The sequence below is a fragment of the uncultured Henriciella sp. genome (genome assembly GCF_964005855.1).
GTDB lineage: Bacteria > Pseudomonadota > Alphaproteobacteria > Caulobacterales > Hyphomonadaceae > Henriciella.
This window is the reverse complement of record NZ_CAXFSW010000019.1, coordinates 1-11,765: the sequence shown is the minus strand read 5'-3', so window position 1 is coordinate 11,765 and position 11,765 is coordinate 1. Positions and strand designations below refer to the sequence as shown.

11 protein-coding genes are annotated in these 11,765 nt (G+C 62.1%); 8 read left to right on the top strand and 3 right to left on the bottom strand.

Annotated elements, in window-relative coordinates; translation table 11 throughout:
• Positions 1-35 precede the first annotated feature (35 nt).
• From dnaN to ABNU55_RS13765, 6 genes are all read left to right on the top strand, one after another.
• Positions 36-1,154: a DNA polymerase III subunit beta gene (gene dnaN / locus ABNU55_RS13790; protein WP_290754740.1), complete on the top strand. Its 1,119-nt coding sequence runs from the start codon at positions 36-38 to the stop codon at positions 1,152-1,154.
• 9 nt (positions 1,155-1,163) lie between these two features.
• Complete coding sequence (recF, locus tag ABNU55_RS13785) at positions 1,164-2,276, top strand: DNA replication/repair protein RecF (protein WP_290754738.1); 1,113 nt, start codon at positions 1,164-1,166, stop codon at positions 2,274-2,276.
• Between the two features lie 142 nt (positions 2,277-2,418).
• Entirely contained in the window at positions 2,419-3,519 is a 1,101-nt protein-coding gene (locus ABNU55_RS13780) for a GAF domain-containing protein (protein ID WP_290754736.1), read from the top strand.
• A gap of 95 nt (positions 3,520-3,614) precedes the next feature.
• A complete protein-coding gene (locus ABNU55_RS13775; RefSeq protein WP_290754733.1) occupies positions 3,615-4,379 on the top strand; it encodes an enoyl-CoA hydratase in 765 nt (254 codons plus the stop codon).
• A 54-nt stretch (positions 4,380-4,433) separates the two neighbouring features.
• Complete coding sequence (locus ABNU55_RS13770) at positions 4,434-5,150, top strand: transporter substrate-binding domain-containing protein (RefSeq protein WP_290754730.1); 717 nt, start codon at positions 4,434-4,436, stop codon at positions 5,148-5,150.
• A complete protein-coding gene (locus tag ABNU55_RS13765) occupies positions 5,147-6,112 on the top strand; it encodes a cation diffusion facilitator family transporter (protein ID WP_290754728.1) in 966 nt (321 codons plus the stop codon). The genes ABNU55_RS13770 and ABNU55_RS13765 overlap by 4 nt, the downstream gene beginning before the upstream one ends.
• Positions 6,113-6,133: 21 nt before the next feature.
• Here the strand turns inward: ABNU55_RS13765 and ABNU55_RS13760 are convergent, their stop codons facing one another.
• Both ABNU55_RS13760 and ABNU55_RS13755 read right to left on the bottom strand, forming a co-directional pair.
• A complete protein-coding gene (locus ABNU55_RS13760; protein WP_290760395.1) occupies positions 6,134-7,087 on the bottom strand; it encodes a S41 family peptidase in 954 nt (317 codons plus the stop codon).
• A complete protein-coding gene (locus tag ABNU55_RS13755) occupies positions 7,084-7,596 on the bottom strand; it encodes a MarR family transcriptional regulator (protein ID WP_290748792.1) in 513 nt (170 codons plus the stop codon). The genes ABNU55_RS13760 and ABNU55_RS13755 overlap by 4 nt, the downstream gene beginning before the upstream one ends.
• 275 nt (positions 7,597-7,871) lie before the next feature.
• On the opposite strand from ABNU55_RS13755, the gene gyrB reads away from it, so the two are divergent.
• Both gyrB and ABNU55_RS13745 read left to right on the top strand, forming a co-directional pair.
• Positions 7,872-10,295: a DNA topoisomerase (ATP-hydrolyzing) subunit B gene (gene gyrB, locus ABNU55_RS13750; protein WP_290748786.1), complete on the top strand. Its 2,424-nt coding sequence runs from the start codon at positions 7,872-7,874 to the stop codon at positions 10,293-10,295.
• A complete protein-coding gene (locus ABNU55_RS13745; protein ID WP_290748784.1) occupies positions 10,296-11,012 on the top strand; it encodes a hypothetical protein in 717 nt (238 codons plus the stop codon).
• Positions 11,013-11,218: 206 nt separating this feature from the next.
• Here the strand turns inward: ABNU55_RS13745 and ABNU55_RS13740 are convergent, their stop codons facing one another.
• Positions 11,219-11,710 (bottom strand): hypothetical protein, encoded by a 492-nt coding sequence (locus ABNU55_RS13740; RefSeq protein ID WP_348764468.1) that lies wholly within the window; start codon positions 11,708-11,710, stop codon positions 11,219-11,221.
• Positions 11,711-11,765 lie beyond the last annotated feature (55 nt).

Here is an 11,765-nt window from a genome sequence, read left to right as displayed (position 1 = left end):
TGGCCCCGCGACCGGGCTGCTGATAGGGCTGACGCATGAAGCTGACGATTGAACGAAGTGACCTGCTGAACGCACTCAGCCACGTGCAGAACGTGGTGGAGCGGCGCAACACGATCCCGATCCTGTCCAATGTGCTGATGGAAGCCAAAGGCAGCGAAGTCACCTTCGTCGCCACCGATCTCGACATCGAGGCCGTCGACAGCGCCGATGCCACGATTTCCAGCGAAGGCGCCGTCACCGCGCCCGCCGGGACCCTGTTTGACGTTGTCCGCAAGCTGCCATCTGGCGCCGATGTGGAGCTTGAGCTCAATCCGGAAAACCGCCGTCTGACCATCCGGTCAGGCCGCTCCAATTTCGCGCTGCCAACCCTGCCAGCCACAGACTTCCAGACCATGACCGGCGACGACAATGCCGTCAGTTTCGATGTCGAGGCCGCAGATCTGCGCCGCCTGATCGACAAGACCCGTTTTGCCATCTCCACCGAGGAGACGCGCTACTATCTCAACGGCGTCTATCTCCACACCGCCGATGGCGACAAGGGCAAGGTCCTGCGCGCGGTCGCAACCGACGGCCACCGTCTCGCCCTCGCCGATTGCGAGGCGCCGGCCGGGGCGGAGAACCTCGACGGCGTCATTGTCCCGCGCAAGGCCATCGCAGAAGTGCGCCGCCTGATCGACAGCGCCGATGGCGATGTCTCTGTATCGGTCTCCGAAACGAAGATCGTCTTCCGGGCCGGGCGCGCGGTGCTCACCTCGAAGCTCATCGACGGGTCCTTCCCGGACTATCAGCGCGTCATTCCGAAGGGCAATGACAAGCGCCTCGTCATCGACAACAAATCCTTTGAGGCCGCCGTGGACCGCGTTTCCACCGTTTCGGCAGAGCGCTCACGCTCGGTGAAACTCTCGCTGGAAGACGGCAAGGTCGTCCTGGCCGTCAATTCGGCCGAAACCGGCCAGGGCCATGAAGAGATTGAGTGCGACTATGGCGCAGACCCGATGGAGATCGGCTTCAATGCCAAATACCTCCTCGATGTCACCGCTCAGATTGAGGCCGAAGACGCTGAGTTCATGCTGAACGATCCGGCCTCACCCGCCCTCATCCTGGACCCTGCCGACCCGGCCGCACGCTATGTGCTGATGCCGCTTCGGGTGTAAACGGGGGCGATGACCGCCCTTACCCGCCTGCGCCTCAAGGATTTCCGCAATTACGAGACGCTTGCCCTCGATCTCGACGGGCGGCACGTTTGCCTGTTCGGCGCCAATGGAGCGGGCAAGACCAATCTGCTGGAAGCCATCTCTCAGCTCGGGCCCGGCCGTGGCCTTCGCAGCGCAAAACTGACTGAGCTCACCCGCCACGGCGCGCCGGATGGGTGGACCGTCTCGGCCACCCTCGATGACCGGCGCATCGGCGTCGGCCTCGAAACAGAGGGCACGGGCGCCAAGCGCGTGATCCGTCTCGATGGCGCGCCCGCCCAGGCCGGCGACCTTGCAGACCTTGTCCGTATTGTCTGGCTCACACCGGCCATGGACTCCATCTTTCGCGGCGGTGCGTCCGACAGGCGGCGTTTCTTCGACCGTCAGGTCATGTCGCACATTCCCTCCCACGGACAGGCCGCCGCCCGCTATGAACGCGCCATGCGCGAACGAAACGCGCTTCTGGAGCGCGGCCATGTCGACCCAGCCTGGGCTGATGCGATCGAGACCCGCATGGCCGAAGCGGGCGCAGAGCTTGCGATCAACCGGGCCAGTGTCCTTGAAAACCTCCAGGCAGCCGTCGATGCCCGGCCGGAAGGCTATTTTCCAAAAGGCGATCTTTCACTCGATGGGGACGCGGAGGCTGCGGCCATCAGGGGCGAAGACTTCAAGACGATTTTTGAGACCCTCAGCGAAACCTATCGCAGCATGCGCCGCCGCGACATGGCCGCCGGGCGCACGCTCTCCGGCCCGCACCGCAGCGACCTCACCGTCATTCACCGCCCGACTGGCATGGTCGCCGGCGATGCCTCCACCGGCCAGCAGAAGGCGCTGCTTATCGGCCTCATTCTGGCCTCGGCAGGCGCCCTGTCACGCGACGACTCCGGGCCCGCGCCGCTTCTCCTCCTTGATGAGGCGGCCGCCCATCTCGACGCCGACAGGCGGGCCGCCCTGTTCGAAGAGCTGGACGCCTTGCCCGGCCAGAGCTGGCTGACAGGCACGGAACGCTTCCTTTTTGAGGCGTTCGGAGATCGCGCCCAGCAGATCGAGGTGAGCGCAGGCGGCGCGCATATCAGTGATTGAGCATCACCTATCTTTCAAAACTTCATAAAAGCAGTATCCTGAGGCCTATCTGGTCTTGCAGCAAGGCCGTTAGTAGAACACCTTTTAGATGAGTAAGGCTTGGGAGAGCACCCGCAGGACGGGCCTGTGTGTGCGGAGGGATATGAGCGAGACGGAGCGCCTGAGGGCTCTTTCAGAAACGAACCTGCTCGATAGCGAGCGGGAGGAACGCTTCGACCGTCTCACTCGACTTGCAGCCAATTCTCTCGAGACGGAAACGGCGCTGGTCTCGCTGGTCGACAGTGATCGCCAGTGGTTCAAATCCTGCCACGGCTTTTCAGGCACCGAAACCAGCCGCGATATCTCTTTCTGCACCCATGCGATCGAAGCGCCTGACATCATGGTCGTCCTCGACGCCACAAAGGATCCCCGCTTCGCCGATAATCCGCTTGTGACGGGTGAGCCATTCATCCGCTTCTATGCCGGCGCGCCGCTGATCACCTCACAGGGGCACGCGCTCGGCACGCTCTGCGTCCTCGATTACAAGCCGCGCGAGACCTTTGACGACACGGACCGCGAAATCCTGCGCGACCTTGCCGACAGTGTCGTCGGCCTCATCGACAAGGATGAGAAGCTGCGCGAGATGAGCGAGCTGTCGGTCATCAACCGCGAGCTTCAGCACCGCATGGGCAATATGTATGCCCACGTCTCCTCGCTCATCTCCCTGCTCGACAAGGCAGACCTCGAGCATGAGGAATATGTCAGCCGCCTGCGCGAAAAGGTGAATGCGCTGGCGCTGACCCAGTCGCTCATCGCCTCCGGCGGCCGGGAGTCGGTCTCCATTCGCGAGCTCGCAGAGCAGACGCTCGCCGCCTTCGAAGCCGGCGCGGGCGAGCCTGTCGTCACGGTCCAGACCGAGGATGATTTCGAGATCACACCCCGCGCAGCTTTCGCCATGTCTCTGATGCTGCACGAACTTGGCATCAATTCGGTCAAGCATGGCGCTCTCGGCGGCGAGGGCGGCACGGCCCGCTTTGGATGGTCTTCTGCCGATCAGCTCCACTTCTCCTGGGAAGAAAGCCTGACCATCCCACGCCGCGACGCCAGCGCCAAGAAGGCCAATGGCGGCTTTGGCAGCGTCATCCTGAAGCGGATTGCGCCAAAGACGTTCGGCGGAGAGGCCGAAGTCGATATCCAGCCCGGCAGCTACCGCTACACCGTCTCCGCCCTGCCCGAACGCGTGCTCGCTTCGGCACAGGCCTGAGCCGGCTCACCGCCTGCCGTCGCGGACAGCTTGCGCCGGGCATGGGGTTTGCGCGAAAAGCCTGACACCGACATTTCAAACCGGAGCGCTGCCCCATGAGCGAACATATCAGGACTGAACTCAGCAACCACATCCTGACCATCACCCTTGCGCGGCCCGAGCGGAAGAATGCGCTCACCCAGGCCATGTATGGCGCGATGGCGGACGCTGTGAACGGCGCCAATGGCGACAAGTCGATCCGCGCCATCGTGTTCACCGGCGATGGCGACATGTTCACGGCCGGCAACGACCTCTCCGATTTCGCCTCTATTGATGAGCGCGAGAAGGGCACCCCGCCGGTCACCCGTTTCCTCAACGCAATCCGCGACGCGGAAAAGCCCCTCATCGCCGCGGTCAATGGCCCGGCCATCGGGGTGGGCCTCACCATGCTGCTCCATTGCGACATCGCCTATGCCGGCCAGAGCGCCAATTTCCGCGCCCCTTTCGCGCAGCTCGGCCTCGTGCCGGAGGCGGGCTCCTCTCTCACCCTGCCGCGCGTGGTCGGGCGCTCCATGGCCAATGATATCCTTCTGGCGGGACGCATTCTCAGCGCAGACGAAGCGCTTGCCTGCGGACTTGTCTCACGTGTCACCGCAGATGAAGACCTCATGACGACCACGATGGAGACTGCCCACCGCATCGCGGCCTCTGCCCCCTCCGCCGTGCGGAAATCCAAGGCGCTCATCAACAATGCCCGCAACGAGATCGCCGATCAGATGCAGGCTGAAGGGAAGATCTTCGCAGAACAGCTGCAGTCGCCCGAATTCGCGGAAGCCGCTACCGCCTTCCGCGAAAAGCGCGCCCCGGTCTTCAAGGACTAGGTACACGCTCCAGGGGTGCTGGAACCGGTCTGACACAATCTGCGTTCGGGTGGCATGCAGAATGCCGCCCCGATCAAGATCCTTTCACTGGCCGCGCTGATGGCCCTCGGCCTCGCCGCATGCGGCGAGCGCTATCCGGCAGACATAAGAGGCTCGCTGGAGCAGGCGAAGGAAAGCGCCCTGGAAGTCGGTGTCTCCGACGCAGCCCCCTGGATTTCGTGGAATGACGGCGCACCAACCGGTGTCGAAGCCGATATCATCCGCGCCCTCGCAGAGCGCGAAGGGCTCAAGATAGACTGGATCCGGGGCGAAGAGGCAGAGCTTCTGGAATCGCTCAAGGGCGGCGACCTTCATCTCGTCGCCGGTGGCCTCACCAAGGCCTCGCCCTGGAAGAAACACGTCTCCCTGTCGGCTCCCATCTCCACCTGCCACGTCTATGCCGGACTTGCCGGGCCGGGCGCTGTCTCCATCGCTGAGGATGAACTCAAATCCATGACGCTGGAGGTCGAGCGCGCGTCCGGCCTCGCCCACAAGGCAGAGAAGAAAGACTACACCATCACCCGTGTGGACAAGCTGACAGAGGACAGCAGCGGGGCCATTGCCGAAGAATTTACCCTCAAGGAGCATGGCCTCACCCCCACCGGTGAGCCGCTGATGAAGACCACGCATGTTCTGGCCCTGCCACATGGCGAGAACGCCCTCTATGCCGCCCTCACCCGTTCCCTGCCCGCCAGACCGGGATGCCGGCCCATGCAGGAGCAGCCATCATGAAACTCGCCCCGAAATATGAGTATCCTGAAAACCTCCAGCCCACGCGGCGCAAGGCGATCTGGCTGGAACGGATCACCTTCGCCTATCTGCTCAGCGTGGTCGCTGTCATGTATCTCGTCATGGGCGCGTCGCAGGCCATGAAGGCGGCCTGGCTGGAAGACTCGCTCAGCCTCATTCCGCCGCTCTCCTTCCTCATCGCCATCCGGCTGGTGCGCCGCGCGCCATCGAAAACCTTCCCCTTCGGCTTTCACCGCGCATCGACCATTGCCTATCTTTCCAGCTCGCTCGCCCTCTTCCTGATGGGCGCCTATCTGATGTACGACTCCTCCATGGCGCTCCTGAAGCAGGAGAAGCCGACCATCCCGACCAGCTACATCTTCGGCCACCCCATCTGGATGGGCTGGATCATGATCGGCGTGCTTGTCTATTCCGGGCTGCCGGCCGCCATACTGGGACGGATGAAACTGCCGCTCGCGCGCAAGCTGAACGACAAGGCCCTCTATGCCGACGCCGCCATGAATGCGGCGGACTGGCAGACAGCCGCCGCAGCCATCGTCGGCATTATCGGCATCGGCTTCGGCCTCTGGTGGGCGGACGCGGCCGCCGCGCTCTTCATCTCGTTCAGCATCATCAAGGACGGGTTTTCCAACCTCAAGGATTCCGGCGCCCAGCTTCTGGACCGCACGCCCGACCCGCTCGGCTCTGACGGCAATGAGCTTCGCCAAGCGCTACGCGAACGCCTGCAGGCCATAGGCTGGATCGACACCGCGGACCTTCGCCTGCGCGAGGTCGGCCACCTCGTCTTCGGCGAGGCGTTCGTCACCCTCACCGGATCACGCCCCGGCGATGACCAGATTGCAGAGGCCGAACGGACCCTGCGCGACGCCGACTGGCGGATCGGCGACGTCACACTCGCCATCGGTCATTCCAGTCATTCGCCGCAGTCCGATGCGGGGCTCTGACGCGGCCCGCCTTCCAGGTCCTCAGCGTCCCGTGCCGCCCTCTTCCGCCTGCAGCAGGCCAAGCGCCACATCAAGCGCGCCCTCTGCCTCAACCTCATGGTCGGGAATGACGCCGGTGCCTTCCCAGTTTGCATCCGTGACGGGGCTGACAGGCCGGGTCTGCGGCATGGCAATCTGATAGCCGCCCGCAAGTGCCATCGGGTCGCCCACCATATGCGCCCCGCCGCCGGACCGTTCGCCCACCACGACAGCGCGCCCCGCCGATTGCAGGCCATAGGCCACGGCTTCAGCCGCCGAAAATGTGCGTCCATCTGTCAGGATATAGAGCGGCCGCGTCCCGCCATAGCGCGGCCAGCCAATATCGGGGACCGGCCGTGCCTCATAGCCCGCCTGACCGCGGTCGATCACCAGCGGCGGCTCTGCCCCGTCATCGAGAAAGCTCCACTGGATCCGGATTTCCGCCTCCGGCGCCCCGCCGCCATTGCCGCGAAGATCCAGGATCATGGCCTGCGTGTCCTGTAACAGGGTGAAGGCTGCCGCATAGCGCCGCCATGTCTCTTCAAGGTCATAAAAGCTTGTGAGCTTCAGATAGCCGATATTCCCCTCGATGAGGCGGACCTCGGCAATGCCATAATTGTTGTCCGGCGCCTCGGCATACCAGCGCGCGACCCAGCCGCCCCCGTCTTCGCCATCGGGGCGCACGGGGCCTGAGGGCACGGGCTCCACAAAGACATGCTTGTCGGCAGAGATCTCGCGCAAAGCCTCCGTCAGCGCCTCTGCAAACGCCTCCGGCGCCCGGCACGTTGCGCCGGGTTTGGCCTCCGCCGCCTCTGCCCGGATTGCCATGGCGATCTCCGCCGCCTTCTCGTCCAGCACATAGTCGCTTTCAAACCGCGCCGCCGCGCTCTCCAGCGTTGCCGCCTCTGCCGGGCAGAGCGACGCGAACAGCGCTGCCACGATGAAAGATGGGGTCATGATCGGTTTTCCTTTTCTGCGTCGGCGCCCGTCGCCCCTGCGCGGGCCAGCCGCGCGGCAAATCCCTCCCGGGTCAGCGCGCCATCCAGCCGGTCGAGCGTGGCCATGAGCTGCGGGTCCGCCTCTTCAAGGAGCCCGGCCGCCGCCCGGTCGACCCGCGCACTGATCGCGGTCACCTTGTCCAGCATCACCTCTCCTTCTGCGCTGAGCGCGATCAGGCTGGCGCGCCTGTCGCTCCTGTCCTTCTCCTTTGTGACAAGACCCGCTTTCGCCATCTCGCGGACCGACTGGACGATGGCGACATGGCTGACACCCAGGGCAGACGCCGCGTCGCCCACGCGCATCGCGCCCTTCCGTCCCAGCAGCAGGGTAAGCGCGAACCAGCGCTGCTCAAACCCGAGCTCGTCCCTGTAAAGCTGGCTCACCGGCCCGTTCAGCCGGTCCAGAAACCGCCGCAGGCGCGAGCCGAGCGCGGTCTGCCCCAGCTCCTGAAGAAAGTCGTCACTCATATTTATGTAATGACTTACTTATATGCTGCTGGCAAGCCCCGCGCCTCTGTAAAAGGTATCCTCCGGCCCGGATCGGCAGCGCGCCAGTGTGCGCTTTCGCCAGGGCAGGCTGGAGGACAAAATCCAAGTTTTTGCACACCCATCTATCGGCGGGTGCAAGACCTTGTTTCCACGCCATTTTACAAAGCCGCAAACCACCCGCCGGATTTCCCTTTCCGCGCCAAATCCTCTATGATTTGAACCAATTGTGACGAATCAGAAAGCGACACGCTCAAATGGCTGAACCGACAGACGACATGCCCGAATATGGCGCCGACTCGATCAAGGTCCTCAAAGGCCTCGAAGCGGTCCGCAAGCGCCCCGGCATGTATATCGGGGACACCGATGACGGCTCCGGCCTTCACCACATGATCTACGAAGTCGTCGACAATGCGATCGACGAAGCCCTCGCCGGCCATGCCGATGAGGTCACCGTCACGCTGCACGCTGACGGCTCGGCTGAGATCACCGACAATGGCCGCGGCATCCCGGTCGAAATGCACAAGGAAGAAGGCGTCTCGGCGGCTGAGGTCATCATGACCCAGCTCCACGCGGGCGGTAAGTTCGACCAGAACTCCTACAAGGTCTCGGGCGGCCTCCACGGCGTGGGCGTGTCTGTCGTCAACGCCCTGTCGGACTGGCTGGAGCTTCGCATCCACCGTGCCGGCAAGGAGCATTTCGTCCGCTTCATCGATGGCGGCGCCGTCGAAGCGCCCCTGAAGGAAGTTGGCGTCAGCCCGACACGTGAGAACGGCAAACCCTATACGGGGACGGCGCTGCGTTTCATGGTCAGCGCGTCGACCTTCACGATGACCGAATATGACCGCAAGACGCTGGAGCATCGCCTGCGCGAGCTTGCCTTCCTCAATTCCGGCGTGCGCATCGTCTTTCGCGACGAGCGTTCGCCAGAGCCTTATGAGGCCGTTCTGGAATATGAAGGCGGCGTCAAGGCCTTCGTCGAACACCTCAACCGCCAGCGCACCTCGCTGCTGCAGGACACCGTCTATGCCGTCGGCGAGAAAGACGGCATCACGGTGGAAGCCGCCCTTGCCTGGACCGACAGCTATCATGAGACGGTGCTCTGCTTCACCAACAACATCCCCCAGCGCGATGGCGGCACCCACCTTGCCGGCTTCCGCGGGGCGCTGACCCGTATCATCAACAAATACGCGGCAGAGACCGGCATCGCCAAGAAAGAGAAGGTCGACATCTCCGGCGACGATGCCCGCGAGGGGCTGACCTGCGTCCTCTCGGTCAAGGTGCCCGACCCGAAATTCTCTTCCCAGACCAAGGACAAGCTCGTCTCCTCAGAGGTGCGCCCCGTGGTCGAAAGCCTGATGGGCGAGAAGCTCTCTGAATGGTTCGAGGAGAACCCGAAGGAAGCGGCCAACATCATGCAGAAGATCGTCGAGGCCGCCGCCGCCCGTGAGGCCGCGCGCAAGGCCCGCGAACTGACCCGCCGCAAGACCGCGCTCGACATCACCTCGCTGCCCGGCAAGCTTGCCGACTGTCAGGAAAAGGACCCGTCCAAGTCCGAAATCTTCATCGTCGAGGGTGACTCCGCTGGCGGCTCTGCCAAACAGGGCCGCGACCGGTCCAACCAGGCCATCCTTCCCCTGCGCGGCAAGATCCTCAACGTGGAACGCGCCCGCTTCGACAAGATGCTCAGCTCCGACCAGGTCGGCACGCTGATCATGGCGCTCGGCGCCGGCATTGGCCGCGATGAGTTCGACATCAACAAGCTGCGCTATCACAAGATCATCATCATGACTGACGCCGATGTCGACGGCGCCCACATCCGCACGCTGCTGCTCACCTTCTTCTATCGCCAGATGCCGGAAGTGATTGAGAACGGCTATCTCTATATCGCCCAGCCGCCCCTCTATAAGGTCAGACGCGGGCGTTCGGAGCGCTATCTCAAAGACGATATCGAGATGGACAATTACCTCATCGATGAGGGCACCACCGGCGAAGCGCTGATCCTGCAGGACGGCACCCAGATTGCGGGCGAAGACCTGCGCGCCAAGGTGCGTGAGGCCGCTGCCTTCAAGACCGCGCTCTGGCGTCTCTCGCTGCGTGCGCCCGGCCATATTGTCGAACAGGCCGCCATTGCCGGCGCCCTCGCCCCGGACGCTGATGAGACGAATGCCCAGAAAACCGCCGACCGCCTCAACCGCATCGCCGAGGAGGGTGAGGACACCTGGGAAGGCACGTTCGAAGACGGCAATCTGACCCTGCGCCGCGAAGTCCGCTCGGTCGAAGAGAAAGCCGTGCTTGACCGCGCGCTGCTCGCCAGCCAGGACGCGATCCGCCTCAACAATCACGCCGAACATGTCCGCTACCTCTATGAAGAGCCGGCCATTCTGCGCAATGAAAAGTCAGGCGAAACCACTGTCCATGGCCCCGTCGGCCTGTTCGAAGCCGTCCTCGCCGCCGGCCGCAAGGGCCTCAATATCCAGCGCTATAAGGGCCTCGGCGAAATGAACGCCGACCAGCTCTGGGAAACCACCCTGGACGCCAATGCCCGCACCCTCCTCAAGGTAAAAGTCGCCCACGCCGACGACGCCGACGACATGTTCACCAGGCTGATGGGCGACGTCGTCGAGCCAAGACGCGAGTTCATCCAGGACAATGCGCTGGAAGCTGAGGTGGATGTTTAGGTGGAATGGCTAGCTAATATTGATATCAATATTGCTGCACCGCAGAATGGCCCAGATAACTTTGTTTATCACTACCAATCTCTGATCGCAGGGTTGCTGGCGCTTGTCGCCGGCGGCGCTCCCGCCTTTTTTCTTTGGCTTCAAAGCCGACGGTTAAACCGACGGCGGTTAAATTCCGCGCTTTCTCGCCTTCCATTAGCATTGAGCGACCTGCACGGTTACGCGGATTCCTGTCTACTCGAACTGTCCCGTCTAATGGCACGAACGGGGGAGTTTGACGACATACGCAACCCAATTCGGATTCCACATATCCCCGAAGATGCACTAAACACACTTACCGAAATGATCGAATTAAGTGCTGATAGCGATGCTCAGTTTTTCCAAGCATTGCTGCGCAGACTTCAAATCCAGAATTCTCGCATTCAACGCACCGCGATTGACGTCTCTCCAGAACGTCCGTCGAGCTTACATACTGGAACATACAATCTACGACATGACGTGCTCGACGCGTTTGTGATTAAGACCATGGCTGACCACTTATTTCCATTCGCTCGTAGGGAAGTTGGGCACGTGCCGCCTTACTCCGCGCCAACAGATCGCATCCCGGGTCTATACTTGCTGCATACGCATTTCGATTCCGCGACAAATGAATATGTAGCCCAACATCTTGGACGTGTTGTCGAGAGAGCTTTTAAAGATCCGCTTAGCGAAGGCTGAATGTAGATTTGAACTTCAGCGTTCAGGCCTAATGGCAGCCCTCGTCGATCTTTTTCAGGCGGTCAAGGCTGCAGTAGGCACGGCGAAGCCGCTTGGCCTTGAGGGCCTGAAACAGATCGGACACACGTCCCGGTCTCTCTATCGGCCCTCCCCCTCTCCCGGATGCGGGAGGGGGTATAGCGATGTCCGAGTAAAATTATGCAGCTCTACGTATTTCGCAATTCATCAATGGCCGCAGCAGCCACCATCGCCGATGTAAAGCACGCATACGGTCTAAACCGATCATCCTTCTCTTCATCTGCGTAGTCTTGAACCGATTTCGCTACCAAAGTCTGCGGTTTAGGGTGCGGCAACTCCTGAGCTGCGAACATGACACCATATGCTTCCATCTCTATTCCGAGGAGCTTTCTATGCTGCTCGCTTTGGATTTGCTTGAATTTATCTCGATCAGCCACAACGGCTGCGCCAGATGCAAGCGGGCCGAAGATGATCTTCGGAGCGGCTCGCGGTTTGGTGCCGCTAAAGCTGTCGTGAATTCCTGAAAGTAGAGCCCGATTCTGAGAGAGCCTTTCGATAAGTCCGCGCATTTCCGCCGTAATATTTACTTGATATATTGCGGGCTCAAAAGGTTTTCGGTCGCTTGATCGATCGAAATGCTTGCCGTTACCGTAATCCCAAACAGGACTTCCGACGATCACATTGACCTGCTCCCCTGAATTGCCCTCGTTTTGAGGTTAGTCTGTTCCTGACGAG